The sequence below is a fragment of the Helicobacter pullorum NCTC 12824 genome (assembly GCF_017979475.1).
Classification (GTDB): domain Bacteria; phylum Campylobacterota; class Campylobacteria; order Campylobacterales; family Helicobacteraceae; genus Helicobacter_D; species Helicobacter_D pullorum.
Genome location: NZ_JAERIT010000004.1, coordinates 77,766 through 95,904 on the forward strand (window position 1 = coordinate 77,766; position 18,139 = coordinate 95,904).

At 33.5% G+C, this 18,139-nt stretch carries 21 protein-coding genes; 11 read left to right on the top strand and 10 right to left on the bottom strand.

Features of this window, described 5'->3' with window-relative positions:
- Positions 1-17: 17 nt before the first annotated feature.
- A complete protein-coding gene (locus tag JJQ98_RS04110; protein ID WP_005023236.1) occupies positions 18-353 on the top strand; it encodes a DUF5666 domain-containing protein in 336 nt (111 codons plus the stop codon).
- Here JJQ98_RS04110 and JJQ98_RS04115 read toward each other — a convergent pair whose 3' ends face one another.
- The 5 genes from JJQ98_RS04115 to aroB are packed head-to-tail and all read right to left on the bottom strand — an operon-like array spanning position 354 to position 6,288.
- Positions 354-662, bottom strand: a complete 309-nt coding sequence (locus tag JJQ98_RS04115; RefSeq protein ID WP_151104809.1) for a hypothetical protein — start codon at positions 660-662, stop codon at positions 354-356.
- Positions 649-2,334, bottom strand: coding sequence for an AAA family ATPase (locus JJQ98_RS04120; RefSeq protein WP_151104808.1), 1,686 nt, complete (start codon positions 2,332-2,334; stop codon positions 649-651). Before JJQ98_RS04120 ends, JJQ98_RS04115 begins: the two co-directional genes overlap by 14 nt.
- Positions 2,321-3,595 (bottom strand): tRNA (N(6)-L-threonylcarbamoyladenosine(37)-C(2))-methylthiotransferase MtaB, encoded by a 1,275-nt coding sequence (mtaB, locus tag JJQ98_RS04125; RefSeq protein WP_210670782.1) that lies wholly within the window; start codon positions 3,593-3,595, stop codon positions 2,321-2,323. The genes JJQ98_RS04120 and mtaB overlap by 14 nt, the downstream gene beginning before the upstream one ends.
- Positions 3,596-3,607: 12 nt before the next feature.
- Complete coding sequence (locus JJQ98_RS04130) at positions 3,608-5,266, bottom strand: mechanosensitive ion channel domain-containing protein (RefSeq protein WP_151104806.1); 1,659 nt, start codon at positions 5,264-5,266, stop codon at positions 3,608-3,610.
- A complete protein-coding gene (gene aroB, locus JJQ98_RS04135) occupies positions 5,263-6,288 on the bottom strand; it encodes a 3-dehydroquinate synthase (protein ID WP_065826883.1) in 1,026 nt (341 codons plus the stop codon). Before aroB ends, JJQ98_RS04130 begins: the two co-directional genes overlap by 4 nt.
- A 212-nt stretch (positions 6,289-6,500) precedes the next feature.
- On the opposite strand from aroB, the gene JJQ98_RS04140 reads away from it, so the two are divergent.
- Positions 6,501-6,860, top strand: coding sequence for a DMT family transporter (locus JJQ98_RS04140; RefSeq protein WP_151104805.1), 360 nt, complete (start codon positions 6,501-6,503; stop codon positions 6,858-6,860).
- A gap of 1 nt (position 6,861) precedes the next feature.
- Complete coding sequence (locus JJQ98_RS04145) at positions 6,862-7,176, top strand: SMR family transporter (RefSeq protein ID WP_345719230.1); 315 nt, start codon at positions 6,862-6,864, stop codon at positions 7,174-7,176.
- 185 nt (positions 7,177-7,361) lie between these two features.
- Here the strand turns inward: JJQ98_RS04145 and JJQ98_RS04150 are convergent, their stop codons facing one another.
- Positions 7,362-8,540, bottom strand: coding sequence for a pyridoxal phosphate-dependent aminotransferase (locus tag JJQ98_RS04150; protein WP_060663357.1), 1,179 nt, complete (start codon positions 8,538-8,540; stop codon positions 7,362-7,364).
- Between the two features lie 279 nt (positions 8,541-8,819).
- On the opposite strand from JJQ98_RS04150, the gene groES reads away from it, so the two are divergent.
- The 8 genes from groES (at position 8,820) to cutA (ending at position 15,274) form a co-directional block, all read left to right on the top strand.
- Positions 8,820-9,080, top strand: coding sequence for a co-chaperone GroES (gene groES, locus JJQ98_RS04155; RefSeq protein WP_005023213.1), 261 nt, complete (start codon positions 8,820-8,822; stop codon positions 9,078-9,080).
- A gap of 26 nt (positions 9,081-9,106) precedes the next feature.
- On the top strand, positions 9,107-10,747 hold the full coding sequence (gene groL, locus JJQ98_RS04160) for a chaperonin GroEL (RefSeq protein ID WP_005023211.1): 1,641 nt from the start codon (positions 9,107-9,109) through the stop codon (positions 10,745-10,747).
- 192 nt (positions 10,748-10,939) lie between these two features.
- Entirely contained in the window at positions 10,940-12,658 is a 1,719-nt protein-coding gene (locus JJQ98_RS04165; RefSeq protein ID WP_151104803.1) for a M3 family oligoendopeptidase, read from the top strand.
- A gap of 10 nt (positions 12,659-12,668) precedes the next feature.
- Positions 12,669-13,148 carry a hypothetical protein gene (locus JJQ98_RS04170; protein ID WP_005023207.1) on the top strand — a complete coding sequence of 160 codons (480 nt, stop codon included), beginning with the start codon at positions 12,669-12,671 and terminating at the stop codon, positions 13,146-13,148.
- 31 nt (positions 13,149-13,179) lie between these two features.
- The gene (locus JJQ98_RS04175; RefSeq protein WP_104719337.1) at positions 13,180-13,845 is read left to right on the top strand and encodes a DUF5644 domain-containing protein; all 666 of its coding nucleotides are present in this window, start codon (positions 13,180-13,182) and stop codon (positions 13,843-13,845) included.
- A 9-nt stretch (positions 13,846-13,854) separates the two neighbouring features.
- Positions 13,855-14,670 (top strand): HdrB C-terminal domain-containing protein, encoded by an 816-nt coding sequence (locus JJQ98_RS04180; protein WP_151104802.1) that lies wholly within the window; start codon positions 13,855-13,857, stop codon positions 14,668-14,670.
- Between the two features lies 1 nt (position 14,671).
- Complete coding sequence (locus JJQ98_RS04185; protein ID WP_060661838.1) at positions 14,672-14,944, top strand: hypothetical protein; 273 nt, start codon at positions 14,672-14,674, stop codon at positions 14,942-14,944.
- A gap of 12 nt (positions 14,945-14,956) precedes the next feature.
- Complete coding sequence (cutA, locus tag JJQ98_RS04190) at positions 14,957-15,274, top strand: divalent cation tolerance protein CutA (RefSeq protein WP_233711740.1); 318 nt, start codon at positions 14,957-14,959, stop codon at positions 15,272-15,274.
- Here cutA and JJQ98_RS04195 read toward each other — a convergent pair whose 3' ends face one another.
- The 4 genes from JJQ98_RS04195 to rpmB form a co-directional block, all read right to left on the bottom strand.
- The gene (locus JJQ98_RS04195; protein ID WP_005023197.1) at positions 15,275-15,499 is read right to left on the bottom strand and encodes an HP1242/YdcH family protein; all 225 of its coding nucleotides are present in this window, start codon (positions 15,497-15,499) and stop codon (positions 15,275-15,277) included.
- Positions 15,500-15,571: 72 nt separating this feature from the next.
- Entirely contained in the window at positions 15,572-16,762 is a 1,191-nt protein-coding gene (argJ, locus tag JJQ98_RS04200) for a bifunctional glutamate N-acetyltransferase/amino-acid acetyltransferase ArgJ (protein ID WP_054198554.1), read from the bottom strand.
- Positions 16,755-17,885, bottom strand: a complete 1,131-nt coding sequence (locus JJQ98_RS04205; protein ID WP_005023193.1) for a potassium channel family protein — start codon at positions 17,883-17,885, stop codon at positions 16,755-16,757. Before JJQ98_RS04205 ends, argJ begins: the two co-directional genes overlap by 8 nt.
- Positions 17,886-17,906: 21 nt before the next feature.
- Positions 17,907-18,095: a 50S ribosomal protein L28 gene (rpmB, locus tag JJQ98_RS04210; protein ID WP_005023191.1), complete on the bottom strand. Its 189-nt coding sequence runs from the start codon at positions 18,093-18,095 to the stop codon at positions 17,907-17,909.
- Positions 18,096-18,139: the final 44 nt, after the last annotated feature.

Genomic DNA, 18,139 nt, shown 5'->3' on the forward strand with positions numbered 1-18,139 from the left:
AATACAAAGGATAAAAAATGAAATTAAGAAAAAGTCTAATGGGTGTCATAATGGCAGGTTTATTGAGTGTTCCAGCTCTAGCAGATATGGATATTAATGGGCAAATTGTAAGTGTGAATGATGCTAAAAAAACAATTACAATAGCAGGACCTAGCGGAAATGTTGAGATTCAAGTGTTTCCTTATACAGAATTAAAAGGCGATGATTGTGGTGTTTTTGGTGCTTGGGATACTCATGAGAAATTTACAGCACTTAAAGTTGGAATGTTTGTAAAAATTGATGCGATTCCACAAGCGCAAGGCATATTAGGTGCAAAAGAAATAGAGTGGCAATGTGGTAGAAAGGCTTACTAATCACAATGCAATCACTAAGCCAAATTGACTTAGTGATTTGCAATTACAAAAAGATTTGGAATCTTTTTGCAAGAAAAAATAGATTTTGCAATGGAATTTTTGTATTTCAGCAAGGCAAGATGTTGGCAAAGAGTGTGGGAAGATTAAAATTAATCTTTGGATTCTTTTGTGCTGTTTGAGTGAAGAGAGTGTGTAATTAATGGCGTATTTGGAATCTTGTTGCATACCTACAACGCTAAAATTACATAAAAGGGACTTTGGGATAAATGAAGGGATTTCACATTCTCCAAAAACTTTAAAATTCCCCATGGATTAAACTACCTATTTCATTGTATTCTAATCTCTCATTGATTAAAAGTTGTTTTTGGATTTTTTCTAAATGGTTGCGATAGTTTTTGAAGAAATTAAATCGTTCGTTTTTGCAAGTTTCTAATATTTTGACAATATCTTCTTCCCTGCCCAATAAAAATTCTCCCATTCCATAAGTTTCTACCATTTTGTATGCAAGATTTTTGGCTTCGTTTAAATCGTTTTTGGAATGTGAATAATGCTCTGAATAAAGAAGCTCTAATGCAGCAATTCCAGAAAGATAAATTTTGATTTGATTTTCTAATTCATTCTTGCTGAGAAATTCTTTGTCTAATTGCTTTAAGCCATCACTCATTAAAGTAATTTTTTCAAAAGGGACTTCAAACCAATAAGCACTAAATGCTTTTGCGGCTTGATAATAAGCCAAAATCTCTTTTTCTTTTTCGCTAAAGCTTAGTTTTTTTCTAATCCCAATCATCACTTTATCACGCACATTTAAAATATCTTCTTTTTGAATGATTTTAGAATCTCGCTTGATTGCACAAAGGGCTGCTTCATTAATCAAAGAAGCAATTGCTGCACCACTAAAACCTATACAAAGCCTAGCTACTTCTTCATAATCAAAATCGCACTTTTTGTTTTTTGTATGTACTTTTAAGATTTTGATTCTTTCTTGCAGGTTTGGCAATTCAACGAAGATTCTTCTATCAAACCTCCCACTTCTAAGAAGGGCTTTATCCATTGATTCAATATTATTTGTGGCACCAATAACGATGATTCCATTACTATCTTCAAAGCCGTCCATTTCTGTTAGAAGCTGATTGAGTGTAGTTTCTCTCTCATCATTTCGCATTCCACCTCGTGCTTTCCCCACAGCATCAATTTCATCAATAAAAATAATTGCAGGGACATTGAGTTTGGCTTTGGTAAATAAATCATGCACTCTTTTTGCTCCCATACCCGCATAAATTTGCACAAAACTTGCTCCACTTTGATAAAAAAAGGGAACCTTAGCTTCCCCTGCAAGAGCTTTGGCAATAAGGGTTTTTCCAACACCGGGAGGACCGACTAAAAGCACTCCTCTAGGGAGTTTGATTCCAAAATCTTGATATTTTTTTGGGAATTTTAGGTAATCAACGATTTCTTTTAATTCTTCTTTGGCTTCATCAATTCCAGCAACATCATCAAAAGTTAAGTTAGAATGAATGGGTTTTATATTGTGCAGCATAAAAGCTTCATTAGCAATCATTTTGGCTTGTTGTTGGTAATTTGGTGTTTTTTTGGTTTCTTGTGTGAGGGATTGTTGAAGTTTTGTTCGATTAAAAAGCACTAAAAACAAAAACAATAACATAACAACCAAAAAGATTGCAAAAATATTGATTATAAGGTCGGTTATAAATCCACTCTCTTGTTTGATTTCCAAAGGTATTTTTTGGGCGAATTGTTTCAAGTCTATGGCGTCTTTGGCGATTTTATAGGATTGTCCATTGATGTCAAAATAGAGGTATTCTCCTTTGATTTTTGCATTGTTTGGGAGAGAGTTTTGTGTGATTTTTTCTAAATGAGTAGTGCTGATGAGTGTGGCAGAATCTTTAAAGATTAAAACGCTAAAAACAATCGCACAAAGCAATAAGGCGAAGATTCCAAAATAAAGGGTTTTAGATTTCTGCATAGTTTTTGTCCATTTTTGGGATAAAATTATTAATTTCAATCCAAGAATCTTTTTGTATCGGATTTTTTGAGCTTATTTGAATTTTGTTGTAATATTCATCAAAGCCTAGGCTAGTATAAGTGTTATTTTCAAATTTGCAATCCTCTATGAGAATGTTGAGGGGAGTTTTGGTGTGAGCTAGGTTTTGTCTAAAAGTAAAATTATTTTGTGCTATTTTTTCTTCTATGTTTTTTTTGCGTTCCCTTGCTATATTACCGGGGATAGTTTCTTTGAGGGTGGCAGAAAGGGTGTTAGAGCGAGGGCTATAAATAAAACTATGCAAATGAGTAAGTGGCAACATTTCAAAGTTTTTAAAAGCCTCTTCCCAGATTTTTTGGTTTTCTTGTGGATGTCCTACGATGAAATCGCTTCCTAGCGCAAATCCCTTTTGTGCGATTGTATGAAAAAGCTCTAAGTCTTTCTCAAAAGTATTTTGGCGATTCATAAGCTTTAGCATAAAGGGTGATGTATGTTGCAAGGCGATATGTAAATGTTTTTCGATTTTTGGGTTGTCTAAAAAATCTAAAAAATCTTGAGTGATTTGCGATGGTTCTAGGCTGCCTAATCGCAAGCGTTTTACTTGTGGAATAGCGCAAATAGATTCTAAGAGTTTGGTGATATTTTCTCCCAAATCTTTTCCCCAGCTTCCCATATTTGTGCCTGTTAAAATAAACTCGCTAAAGCCATTTTGTGTGAGTTTTTTGATTTGATTGATGATTTTTTCTTTGGGGAAACTTCTTGCTTTGCCTCTAACACTTGGGATAATGCAATATGAGCAAGCAAAATCACAGCCTTCTTGAATCTTGATGAAAGCACGACTTTTGCCAATAAAATCGGTGATAATATTTTTATCTAGGCTTTCTAAATCCCCTTCTAAATAAAAGCTTTGTGATTGTTTGAGAATCTTGTTAATATCTTCTTTGTAGGAATGTCCAAAAGCTCCAAAAATTAGTCCTTTTTGCAATAAATCTTTCCCTTGAGTTTTTACTCCACAGCCTGTAAAAAAGATTTTTTTTCCTTCATTTTGGAGGCGATTAACATAATTTCTAACCCCGCTATCTGCACCATTAGTAACGGTGCAAGAATTAATTACAATAATATCAGAATCTTCTTCATAGGGCGTTTGAATAAAATCTATTAGAGAATTAATCATAACTTGCGTATCAAATAGATTAGTTCTACAGCCAAAAGTTTTAAAAAATACTCTAGGTTTATTTTGCATCATTTGGAATCTCTAAGTTATTGGAATTGAGCCATCAGTTTTTGGCATTGTGTTTGGAAGTTTGCTTCCTTCATAAACAGTGGTGCTTGGATAAGCAATTTTGATATTTGGCTCTTTGAGGATTAAATCGATAATTTCGGCACTAATAGTGCTTCTAAGTGCTAAAGTCGCATAGGCGTTTGTGAGATACCATACAGAAATACGAATCCCATTTTGCTCCAAAAGGCTAAAAACACGCGGTTCAACATTGGTATTTTTAAGAGTATAGCGGTCTCTTAGTTTGTTGAATTGTTTTCTTGTAGATTCAGTATAGCCTTTGGCATATTTTTTGGCACATTCTCTAGCAATATGGCAAGCTCTTGAATGGTCAGAATCAAAAGTGATAGTGAAGTCAATACCATCCCAAACGGTTTTAATACCCCCATGTGTGTAGTTTGAAAACATAGTGGTAAAGACAAAATTATTGGGGATAAATATCACCCTTCCAGCTCGGCGATTTTCTGTGTAGGTAGTAAGCGTAATATCTTCATAGAGGGTAATTCGCAAGATAGAAATATCTAGCACATCACCCACATATACAGCACCTTCTTTGATGACTTTGATTCTATCTCCAGCATGCACAGCGCCGCCAACAACGATTACAATCCAGCCTAGAATTGACATAAATAAATCTTTCATAGCAATTGCCAAACCAGCAGAGGCAAAACCAAGCACGGTAACTAGATAGCTAACATTATCTAAATAGGCAAATAATAAAATAAGAATAATGAGTGTGATATTTAAGAAATTGATGATTTTATTGGTTGTGTAGATTCTTTCATTGTCGTGGATATACTTTCTTACCCCAAGTTTGATAAAAAAAGCAACCCCTAAAAGGATTAAAATAGCAACAACAATATAAACGCTTTTGATAATTTGTGCTTTAATTTGTGTAGTTAGGCGAGTATTAATTTCTTCGACTTCTTTGGAGAAAATTTCAAGTGTGGTGGTAAAAATATTTTTTGTATTTTCTAATACTCTTAGCATTTCAGAATTGTTTTTGAGTTCTTGAGAAATCGCTTCTGTGCTACTAAAGAGGCAATAATCTGTATTGCAAATTTGTGATAATTTATTTTTATTATTGGAATTTTGATAGAGGTTGAGAAGTTCTTGTAAGAGTTTTTCTTTTTGTTGGAGTTTGTCGAGGTTGTTTTGGAGATTTTCATAATTGCGTTGGAGAATCTTGAGTTCTTCATTGTTTTTTTTGAGGTAGGATAGAGCATTGATGATTAAAAGTGCATTGGTAACATTAGGGGCTTCTTCTAGTTTTTTGGGCTCTATAAGCTCTATAAAGGGTGTATCTTTGTAGTTTCCTAATAAATTGATTTGATTTTGTAGCACAATGAGGTTGCGTTGTAGATTATTGAGTTGCGTTTGGTTTTCAATAGTTTTTGGTAGATTTTGCAATTTTTGAATCTCTTCTTGAGCTTTTGAGATATTAAAGCTAATTTGCTGGTAAGATTTGTAGTTAGAATACTTTTTAATCCAAAGATTGTTGGGATTATTAAGAAAGTTATTGATATTTTGAATCTGGGATTCAAGCTGTTTGATTTGCTTGATTTCTGATGTAATATCTGCTAATAAAATATTTTGAAATAGAATGAAAAATAGCAAAAGATGGACAAATCTCATTGTCTAAATTCCTCTAAAACTTCCATTAAAGTAGATTTTGGAATATCATTTTTGAAAATAAAATTTCCAATTCCATTTGGTAAGATAAATGTAATTTTATCATTTTGGCTTTTTTTGTCCAAGAAAAATGCTTGGTAAAAGGATTCTGTATTTTGGATTGTATAAGTTGTTGGGAGTTTGAATTTATGTAAAATCTCCAAAATCAAGTCAAATTCTTGTTTGGTGATGAGTTTTAATTTGAGTGCTAAGGTGTTTGCCATCACTATCCCTATACTGACAGCTTCTCCGTGCAAATAATATCCATAGCCACTTTCTCTTTCGATAATATGCCCAAAAGTATGCCCATAATTAAGTGCCGCTCGAATCCCTTTTTCTTTTTCATCTTCTGCAACCACTTTTGCTTTAATAGATACTGCTTGATAGATGATTTGAAGTAGTGTATCATAATCAAGAGTGTTGGCATTTTGCAGTTCTTTCAATAAATTTTTATCAAAGCAAACAGCCATTTTAATGATTTCAGCAATTCCAGCGTGAAATTCTCTTGAAGGAAGTGTTTGTAAAAAATCTGTGTCAATATAAACAGCTTTTGGCTGATGGAATAATCCAATGAGATTTTTGCCAAAGTGATTATTAATGCCTGTTTTGCCTCCAACACTAGAATCTACTTGAGCTAAGAGCGTTGTTGGGATTTGAATGAAATCAATGCCTCGCATAAAAATACCAGCTGCAAATCCAACCATATCCCCAATTACTCCGCCACCAAAAGCAATCATGAGTGAATTTCTATCTAAACGATGGTTAAAGGCAGCTTCCAAAATTAACTCTATACTTTGAAAATTTTTATAAGATTCTCCATCTTGTATGCAAATACAATAGACTTCTTTGGCATGGATATTTTTTAGAAGTGTTTGTAGGTGCAATCCTGCAATTTTGGGATTAGTAACAATAAGGATTTTTTTGTCGCATTGGATTTTTGGCAATTTTCCAAATGAGATAGTATAATTAGGTAGTGTTATTTTCACAAATTCACCTTTATTAAAGTCAAGTTTTATATTTTAGCATTATTTTGTTTTATGTAATCTTTATGCTATAATGCCTTGTATGAAAGTTTATAAAATATTTTGGAAAATTTGCCAAACAATTGATCCTCCTTGTCCTCTTTAGCTGTAACTACTAGTAGAATAGATTCGTAAGTATCAATCATCATAAAACATTTTGTTTAAAGGATATTATTATGTTAAAAGCAAGGGTATTTTTATTGTTGGCGATTTTTTGTGAAGTTTTTGGTGTATCTGTCATGAATTATGCAGGCGGAGAGAATAAGATATTAATTTATAGTGTAATGTTTCTTATGCTTGGTGTTTCTTATTATTTTATGTCTTTGGCAATTTTGCGTATTAGTGTGGGGACGGCGTATGCAATTTGGGAGATTTTGGGATTGTCGCTAATTACCATTATTTCGGTGTTTATTTTTGAAAATCATTTAAATTTGCAAGAATATATTGGGCTTGGATTGGCATTGCTGGGGATTATACTTGTAAATTTGGGAGAAGAGCACTCTAGCCAAAATGCTAAGGAGGAAAGAAATGTTTAATATTTACTTTGTCTATGTTGTTTTAGCGGCATTTTTGGATATTGTGGCAAATTTAGCGTTAAATAAGTCTAATGGTTTTAGAAATTTAAAATGGGCGTTGTTTTCTATCGGACTTGTTTGGTTGGCATTTTATTTGCTGGCTTTGAGCGTGGAAAATGGAATGCGTTTGGCAATTGCCTATACGCTTTGGGGAAGTGTTGGGATACTTGGGACAACTTTGGGGGGTTGGTATTTTTTTGGGCAAAAGTTAAAACCTATCGGCTGGATTGGAATTTTTGTGGTTATTATCGCAGTGATAGTTTTGAAAACCGCATAAAAGCTGATAAGAGTTGTTGCAAAAACAAAGCTTTATTAATGTTGGCTTGATTATGTAGGATATCTCAAAAGACTTTGAAGTTTTTGAGAGTGTATATTGTAAATTTTGTTGATTATTTTAAAAGAAAATATGCTCTATTTGAGGTATTTTGAGTGTTTTTGCCACAAGCAAGACAACTGCCTTCTTTAATCTTGCTTGGGTTTATTGGTTTTGCAGAAATTAGAAATTCTTTGAATACCTGCTTTGATGCTTTGCAAATCTGTGGCAAATGAGAATCTAAAATATCCATCCATACCAAAGCCAATTCCCGGTACAACTGCCACTCCTTCTTTTTCTAGTAATGCTTTGGAAAAAGCCATAGAATCTGGATTGATAGTGGAGCAATTCACAAAAAGATAGAAAGCACCATCTGGAATGCTAACATTTAAACCTTCAATTTCATTAAAAAGTTTGCAGGCTATATCTCTTCTTTCTTTGAAGGCTTTTTGCATTTTTAGAATCTCTGTTTCTGCTCTGCCATCAAGTGCGGGGATAGAGGCTTTTTGTGTGATAGAGTTGATATTGGAAATGCACTGACTTTGGAGATTAATGATAAGTTGGCGGAGTTTTTTGTCTTTGGTGGCTAGATATCCCATACGCCAACCTGTCATTGCTACAGCCTTGCTTAAACCATTAATTGTGATTGTGCGTTCTAGCATATCTTGACTAATGCTACCACAAGAAGTGAAATCGCCATCATACACAAGTTTTTCATAAATTTCATCACTAATTACCCAAATGTTAGTATTTTTTAGAATCTCGGCTATGGATTCTAATTCGCTTTTAGAATATACCATTCCAGTGGGATTGGAAGGGGTGGTAAGGACAAGCATTTTGGTTTTGGGTGTGATTGCTGCTTTGAGTTGTTTGGGCGTGATTTTGAAGTTGTTTTCTTGTGTAGTTTCTATAAAGACATTTTTTCCACCGCTGTAAGTTACAAGCTCTGGGTAGGTTACCCAATAAGGGCTAGGGATAATTACTTCATCATCCTTGTCAATAAGGGCTTGAAAAATATTAAACAAAGAGTGTTTAGCGCCGCTATTGACAACGATTTCTTGTGGTGTATAGTTGAGATGATTTTCTCTTAGCAATTTATCGCTGATAGCTTGTAACAATTCTGGAATCCCAGCAACTGCTGTGTATTTTGTAAAACCATTTTGGAGGGCTTTGATAGCTTCATCTTTGATGATTTGTGGGGTATCAAAATCAGGTTCTCCAGCCGAAAATGAAAGAATATCTTTGCCTTGTGCTTTTAGCTCTCTTGCTAGTGTGCTAATAGCAATAGTGATAGATTCTGAAAGATTTGTAACTCTTGTTGCATACATGGTTTATCTCCAAACAAATCAAAATTTTATGATTATAACTTTGTTTTGTTTATTGAAATCTTAAAAGAAATTATCATTGTTAATGAGTGAAATTTGAGGGTACAAAGAATAAAATGCAAGAGAATAGATATTATAAATCTTAAGCATTTAAAACTAATTAATATTTAGTCTTATTGACTAAGAATTAATGAGTTTTTTTACTAAAGATATTGACAAGCATTGAAAAAGTGATTATAATTTCGTCGTTTTAAATTAATTTTTAAATATGGAGGTAATCCTATGAATTTCAAACCACTTGGAGAGAGAGTTCTTGTAGAAAGACTTGAAGAAGATACAAAAACCGCTTCTGGTATTATTATCCCTGATAATGCAAAAGAAAAGCCTTTAATGGGTGTAGTAAAAGCTATTGGAAGTGAAGTAAAAGATGTAAAAGTTAATGATAAAGTTGTGTTTGGTAAATATTCTGGAACAGAAGTAAAGCTTGAAGGAACAGAGTATTTGATTTTGAAATTAGAAGATGTTTTGGGCGTAATTGCTTAATATAAGATAAAATAAAGGAGTATAAAATGGCAAGTAAAGAAATTAATTTTTCAGATAGTGCAAGAAATAGATTATTTGAAGGTGTAAAACAATTAAGTGATGCAGTAAAAGTAACAATGGGACCTAGAGGAAGAAATGTTTTGATTCAAAAAAGCTTTGGTGCCCCAAGTATTACAAAAGATGGTGTGTCTGTGGCAAAAGAAATTGAGCTTGCAGATCCTATTGCAAATATGGGAGCACAACTTGTAAAAGAAGTTGCAAGCAAAACTGCAGATGCAGCAGGTGATGGAACTACAACAGCGACTGTTTTGGCTTATAGTATTTTTAAAGAAGGTTTGAGAAATATTACTGCTGGTGCAAATCCAATTGAAGTAAAAAGAGGTATGGATAAAGCAGCAGAAGCAATTACAGAAGAATTGAAAAAAATCTCTAAGCCTGTTGCTGGCAAAAAAGAAATTGCACAAGTTGCAACAATTTCTGCAAATTCTGATGCTAAAGTAGGTGAATTAATCGCTGAAGCTATGGAAAAAGTAGGCAAAGATGGTGTTATTACTGTTGAAGAAGCAAAGGGTATCAATGATGAATTGAGCGTCGTTGAAGGTATGCAATTTGATAGAGGTTATCTAAGCCCATATTTTGTGACTAATAGCGATAAAATGGAAGCTGAATTAGAGCACCCTTATATTCTATTAACAGATAAAAAAATCACTTCAATGAAAGATATTTTACCACTTTTAGAATCCACAATGAAAAGCGGAAAGCCTCTATTGATTATTGCTGAAGATATTGAGGGAGAAGCTTTGACGACTTTGGTTGTGAATAAACTAAGAGGTGTTTTAAATGTAGCAGCAGTCAAAGCACCGGGATTTGGTGATAGAAGAAAAGAAATGCTAAAAGACATTGCGACTTTAACAGGCGGAGAAGTAATCAGTGAAGAGCTTGGTAAGACTTTGGAAAATGCAAGCATTGAAGATTTGGGGCAAGCTGCTAGAATCGTAATTGACAAAGATAATACAACAATTGTAGATGGTGCAGGAAGCAAAGATGGAGTGAATGCTAGAATCGCACAGATTAAAACACAAATTGAATCTACTACAAGTGATTATGATAGAGAGAAACTCCAAGAAAGATTAGCAAAACTTAGTGGTGGGGTTGCTGTTATTAAAGTAGGTGCAGCAAGCGAAGTAGAAATGAAAGAGAAAAAAGATAGAGTAGATGATGCACTTTCAGCGACAAAAGCAGCGGTAGAAGAAGGCATTATCATCGGTGGTGGTGCAGCCCTTATCCGTGCAGCAGCAAAAGTGAATTTAAGTTTGGAAGGTGATGAGAAAATCGGTTATGAAATCATTAAGCGTGCAATTTCTGCTCCAATCAAACAAATCGCTACTAATGCTGGATTTGATGATGGCGTAGTGGTAAATAATGTAGAGCAAGATTCTAATGTAAATAATGGATTTGATGCTTCTAGTGGAAAATATGTAGATATGTTTGAGGCAGGAATCATTGACCCATTGAAAGTTGCAAGAATTGCATTGCAAAATGCTGTTTCTGTTTCAAGCTTACTTCTTACAACAGAAGCAACTGTTCATGAAATCAAAGAAGACAAACCAGCAATGCCAGATATGAGCGGTATGGGTGGAATGGGAGGTATGGGTGGAATGATGTAATCCCCCCTCCACTTAGCTAAAATCCTAAATGGATTTTGGCTCATTCTTTCACAAGGCTGCTTTTTGCAAAACTTCCCCAAATCAAAATTTATCATATTTTTTACTAGAGTTAAGGTATAATACTAAGCAATAAAAGTGTATTTGTGTAGATTACAAATGTAAAAAATATTATGGATTTTTAAGGTTATTGGTATGGATAAATGGAATTTAAAACCGCTTTTTGAAAGTAAAGAAATCTTGGAGAATAATATTCAAGAAAATATAAAAAATTCTCAAAAGTTTGAAGATAAGTATAAAAATCAAATGGCTAGTTTGCAACCTTTGGAATTTGAAAAAATGCTCAGAGAGTATGAAGGGATTTGCGAGAATCTTTCTTGTGTTATGACTTATGCTTATTTATGCTTTGCTGCTAATACAAAAGAGGGAGCATTTCTCTCTAAATGCGAAATGGAAGTCAATAAAGCTCAAGAAAAATTATTATTTTTTGAAATTGAATTTAATGCTTTGCCAAATAATATTCAAAGTGCTTTTATTAAGCAATGTAAAAAGTATAGTTATTTCTTGGAATTATTGGCTAAAAATGCAAAACATCAGCTCACTTTGCCCGAAGAAAAAGTTTTGCTTAAAATGCAACCTGTGGGGGTAGATAGCTTTAAGAGGCTATTTGATGAGCATTTGAGTGCTTTGAGATTTAAGTTTCAAGATAAGGAAGTGAGTGAAGAAGAAGTATTGAGCTTACTTTATGATAAAAATAGAGAAACGCGGAAAGAAGCCGCACAATCTCTAAGTGAAACTTTGAGTAAAAATCTCGAATTGTTGGCTTATATTTATAATGTGGTGCGTAAAGATTTGAAAATTTCAGCAGAACTTAGAGGTTATAGCAATTTAGAAGAATCTCGGCATATTGATAACCAAATTACACAAAAAAGTGTAGATATTATGGTGCAAACCATCAATGATTCTGTGGGGGTGGTAGAGGAATATTATAAGCTCAAAATACAGCTTTTGGGGCTAGAGACTTTGTATGATTATGATCGCTATGCACCTCTTTTGTGCAGTGAAGATTCGGAGTTTTCTTATGAAGAATCAAAAAAGCTTGTCTTGGAAACTTTTTTGGAGTTTTCACCTAGATTTTATGAGATTGCAAAACGTGCTTTTGATGAGGGCTGGATAGATTCTCACCCTAGAGAAAATAAGCGTGGAGGAGCTTTTAGCCATGGTGCAGTGCCAAGTGTGCATCCTTATTTGATGTTAAATCACACTAATAGGCGTCGAGATGTTTTTACAATGGCACATGAACTTGGACACACAATCCATCAATATTTATCTTATGGGGTAGGTTATCTCAATGCAGATACCCCTTTGACAACAGCCGAAACTGCATCTGTTTTTGCTGAGATGCTTTTGTTTGAAAAAATGAAAAATATGCTTTCAAGGGAGGAAAAAATCGCCCTTTATGCAAGTAAGTTAGAAGATATTTTTGCGACACTTTTTAGACAGAATGTTTTTACTAATTTTGAAAGAAGAGTGCATCAAAAAGAAGGTGAATTAAGCGTAGATGAATTTAGTCAAATATGGCAAGAAGAAAATCAAAAAATGTTTGGCAAAAGCGTAGTTTTGACACAAAATTATAGTTGTTGGTGGTCTTATATTCCACATTTTATTCACACGCCTTTTTATTGTTATGCGTATAGTTATGGGCAACTTTTAGTAATGGCTCTTTTTGGAGTATATAGGAAAGAAGGGCAAGATTTTGTAAATAAATATGAGAAATTTTTAAGTCTTGGCGGTAGTCAATCACCAAGAGAATTGGTGGGAATCTTTGGCTTGGATATCGAAGATGATGATTTTTGGAAGATTGGTATTTGTGAGGTTAAGAGATTAATGCAGGGTTTAAAAGAGATTTTATAAAGGTTGGATGATGGGGTTAGAAAATTTATTGTATGATAAGAAGTTTAGGGGAATGCAAAAAACGCATTGCTATGAAATATTGAAATATCTCATTCAAAAAAAGGTGAATTTTTCGATAGTGTGTAATGTATCGTGCGTGAAATTTGAACCAGAACTTCCACGCGAGATTCGGGAGGCTTTTAGTGATTTGACAGTGTTTATTTTGGCGGGTTATACTTTTGAGAGTTTGGAGATGGATGAAAAGAATCTTTATTTTGAAGCCGGTTTTGGAGAAGAAAATTTGGGTAGTTTTGTAACAACTCCATTGGAATCCATTGTGCAAATTTTATTGCCTAATGATGAAGATATCCGCTCAGATTTTTGCATTTATATTAATCTTTTGGCAACTTTTATTGAAGCCAAAGAGGGAATAGAAAAGGAAGATGATGGGGTAAATAGCTCAATGAGGGCTTTATTGTCAAACCCTAAAAATCATAAGTTTAAAAAATAGTGCGTTGTATGGCGAGATTTGGAGGTGGTTTATGGAGAAAAGATTAAAATTAAAGCTATTTCGTTTTAATGTAGAGAGGGATTATCTGCCTTATTTTGCAAAAATGCAAGTCAAGATTGATGAAGAAGATTCTCTTGCTTGTCTGTTGGAGATTGTCCAAAAGAATATTTTGGAGTATTCTTATAAAGCCTATGGATTTAAAATTAATGGCGTTGTTGTATTTGATTTTAAATTAACTATTGGAGAATTGGTAAGGAAGTTTGGGCTGGAGTGGAAAATTGAACCATTAAATTCTTCGTTGGCTCTTTATGATTTGGTAATCAATGAAGAGCCTTTTTTGAAAAAAATGGAAGATTTGGAGGAATTTGGGCTGAAGCGTGAAAGAGAGTTTTTGATTTCCTTCTTGCCGTTTGCTTATGCAACGCCTTTGAGTGTAGAGTGTGAAGAGTATTGTGGTGAAGTGTTTTTTATATTGGCTTATTTTCTCTATCAAGAAGAGGAAAATGCGGAAATATTGGAATTTATCTCCAAGGATTATCAGAATGTTTTGATGGCATTGAATCTTGAGATTTATATATTTCCAAAATATGATACAATCAATCATTATTTATGGGAATTAAAAAAGATTGTGCTAAATAAATGTCAAACTAGAGAGATTCAAACGATAAAAAAACGACTTTTGGAACACATTGCATAAGGGAAGAAAATGGATAAGTTAATATTGTGGCATAATCATTTTTATAATCAAAGTGCCTCTATTTTAAAGGAGAATGTGAAAAAGCTTTTTGAAAAATTGCAGATTCCAATCGCAGAGATATGGGAGATAGCCTGTGAAAATCGTTTATTACCTCTTGTAAATGAAGTGGAGTATTATGGAAAGATTCTGCAAGCACTAAATAATGCAAAAAAGCAAAAAATGAAATTATTAGTGTGCGATAGTCAAAGTTTGTTGGCTATTAAAAAGGTTTTTAAAAAATATTTTATGCATTCTAATTTTAAGGAAGAATTGAATAAAAAAATGGGGGAAATCGATATTTTGGAGCTAGAAGATGCTTTTGTCTTTGCACCAGAGATTGTTTTGCAAGCTTTTGTGAGGGATAATCAAAAAAGAACTTGGGAGGGATTTAAGTGCGCCTTTTTGCTAGATAGAGAATTAGAGAGTATGGTTAAAGAGACTTATATTGTAGAAAAATTTGAGAATCTTTTGGGTGCAAAAATCTATCCTTTTTATAAAGATAGCTATGATTATTTGCTGCATATTAATAAGGATATGGCTTACAAAATGGGTGGGAAGGATTATTATGAAATGGTTGATTGTGGAGTTGATTTTATTATGACGCCTAATATTGGAAATTTCGAGCTTTTAGATGGGCATTCTAAGAAAATCAAAAAAAATGCAGGTCGTGATGATTTGGAAGTGCCAATTTTATACATTCCTCAAGTTTTTTTGGCTTTATTTAAAGAATGCAATGCTCAAGATTTGATGTTTTTTAAACATAATATTTCCCCAAAGATGCTTTAAGATGGTTGTATTATTTAAGGTTATTACCTCGCTTATTATTGCAATGGTTTGGTACAAGCTAACTTCAAATCAGGAAACTGCGATATTCTTTTTTATTTTGATGTTGGTGATATTTTTCATCCGTCCTATTTCCTATCAAAGCCCAACTGAAAGGCAGGAATATTTAGATAAATTCAGAAAATCCAAAGAAAGACAGATGAATATTGAGCAATTGCGTAGAGAAGAAAAGAAAAAGGCGCAAGAAGAAAGAGATAAGAAAAGATCGAAGGAATAAAGTTTGGGATTGATGTTATTGCAAACGACAACAACAAGTGAAAATGCTAAGATTTTAATATCTAGGGCAATGGAGAGTGGATTTGTCTCATGTGTGCAGAGAATGGCAATAGAAAGTTATTATTTTTGGGAAGAAAAACTTAATTGCGAAGAGGAAATTTTACTTAGTTTTAAAGTAGATAGAAAAAATTTTAAGAATCTAAAGGTATTAATAGCGAAAAATCATATTTATGAGATTCCAGAGATTATAGGGATTTCTTTGAGAGATGTTTCAAAAAGTTATAAAAAATGGCATAAAAAGGTGATAAAAGCCCACAAAAAGGGCTTGTAATTATTTCTTTGATTCTTTGTAGTCCATAATCATCGCTAAAGCTTCATCTTTCAAGCTAAGCTTTCTTTTTTTGAGTTCTGCTAATTGTGTATCTGTAGCATACTCTCTACCTTCGCTAATGTCTTGAATTTTTTGGTCTAATTCATTATGCTCGTCAAAAATCTTTGCAAAATGTGCATTTTCTTGTTTGAGGACACTAATCTCATCTCTATATTCGTGTAGCATTTGTTCTCCTTGTTTTAAAATTATATTATAAACAAAATTGCCTTAAGAATTCAAGAATACATTGAGATTCTTTTAAGTGCGATAATCTGCATTAATTTTGACATAATCATACCCCAAATCACAACCATAAGCGATAAAAGATTCTTTGCCTAAACCAATATCGCATAATATTTTAAAAGAATCTTGTTTGAGGATTCTTGTGGCTTTTTCTTCGTTGATATCATCAAATAGTATTTTTCCTTTGGAATAAACACAAATATCATCAAAATAAATTTCTAAGGTTTCAGGACTGCATTCAATTCCACTTGCTCCAATTGTAGATGCGATTCTTCCCCAATTTGGATCACAACCAAAAAGTGCAGTTTTTACAAGAAGGGATTGACTAAGGGCTTTGGCACATTTTTCTGCTTCTTGTTGTGTTTTAGCCCCTTTGATTTCAAATGCAACTAATTTGGTTGCTCCTTCCCCATCGCGAACTATATCTGTGGCGAGTTTGTGCATTAGTTTTTCTAATGCAAATAAAAATGCTTCCTTGTGATAAACTCCACTTTTGTGGTTAGTTAGCAAAAGAATAGTATCATTTGTCGAAGTATCGCCATCTACACTAATGGCGTTAAAAGTAGTTTTTGAGGCTTTTAAGAGAAGTGGGCGCATATCTTCTTTTGGAATTGCAGCATCAGTGGTGATAAAACAAAGCATAGTAGCCAAACTTGGATTAATCATACCAGCACCTTTGCATATAGCACCGATTCTAAAACTCTTACCATCATCTAAAAAAACTTCAAAAGCAATAGTTTTATTAAATCTATCAGTGGTCATAATTGCGTTAGCGGCATTTTGATTGTTTTTTGTATCAAGTTTGAATAAAGGAAAAGCGGAGATGATTTTTTCTTTTGGGAGTTGGACGCCAATGGTGCCAGTAGAACTCATTATTGGATTTGTAACATTAGGGAACATTTGTTGGAGAGTGGATAAAACTTCTTTGATGTTATTGATACCTTCATTGCCGGTTAGTGCATTGGCATTTTTGGAATTTATCAAAATGAAATTCGTTTTAAATCCCTCTTGATATTCTTTGTAGTGCATAATGGGTGCAGCACAAAATTTATTTTGAGTGAAGATTGCCTCAACATCGCATAAAGAATCAGCGTAAATAAAAGCAAGATCTAATTGAGAATTTGCTTTCAATCCAGCACTAACACCATCGCAATAAAAGCCTTCTGGAGCACAAACTCCATTGTCAATAGGGAAAAGATTAAACATATTTTAACTCCTCTGGTTTGTCTTTTTTGGATACAAGTTGTTTGGTTAGGCGTATTCCATGTGAAGTGCCAATGACAAGCAATTTGCATTCACTTGTTACAAGCGTATCTCCATTAGGCATGGAGATAAATTTGCCATCTTTTTGGGTAATGCCTACAATAGAAGTTTGTGTGATTTCTCTTAAGTGAGATTCTTTGAGTTTTTTTAGAACTAACCAAGAATAGCGAGGGACAACGATTTCTTCTAAGTCAAGTGGAGTGTCTTTTTGGTATGCAAAACGCTCTAAGAGATTTTCCATATCAGGGCGAGTTGCCATAGCATTCACTCTTTGTGCAAAAAGCTTAGAAGGGGAAACAACGCAATCTGCACCTAATTTTTTGAGCTTTTCTTCTTCTTCGTTGTTATTAGCATTAGCAATAATGAAGTAAGGTTTTCTTCCCAGTTCTTTTTCATATAATCTTACAGAAACAATTTGAGCTATATTATCTGCAATATTATTTGAAAGTGCAATAACCCCTCTAGCACTAGATAAATGGCATTTGAGCATCGCAATTTCTTCTAAGGGGTCCTCATTGATAAAAAAGGGATAGCGGTATTTTAGGGCAATATCCTCTAAAGAATTGTTGTTATCCACGACAACAAAGGGAATATGTGCTTCCCTAAATTGCTGTGAGAGTTGGATTGTGTATTCGTTGTGATAACAAATGATGAAGTGATTTTTTAGACGCGCTATTTTGTAAATCATACTGCGTTCCTTAATAACAGAAATAAGTTTTCCTCGATTTAAAATATCGATTACACCAATGACGCAAAAACTTAAAACAGCAGAACCTGCAAGCATTACAATGGCAGTGTAAATAATATCTAAAGCATCAAATTCACTTTCTTTTAAAGCCCCAAATCCTGTTGTAGTAAAAGTATAAGAACTTTGAAAGAAAGCCTCAATAAGTGTGTAATCAGTGATGACAATGTAACCAAGTGTGCTAAGTAATAATCCTAAAAAAAGTAAAATAAAAGGCAGTCGAAAAGGTTTGAGTTGTTCGTATAATAAACCGGATAAATCAATATCTGGCTTTTGCGTTCCTTCCCAATGAAGAAGTTTTTTGAGTTTTTCAAATGCCACTGCTTAATCCTAAATTTAGGATTAAGAGCGTTTTTTCATAGTTCTTAAAGTGGAAGCAGCAATTCTTACTTTTGCACTAGTTCCATCTTCTAGTTTAATTCTAACTACTCTTAAATTTGGTAGTGAGCGTTTTTTTGTTTTATTGTTTGCGTGACTTACATTATTGCCGACCATTGGACCTTTGCCACTAAAAAAGCATCTTTTTGCCATATTTAATCCTTGGAAATTAAAAAATAAAGTATGGATTCTAGCAG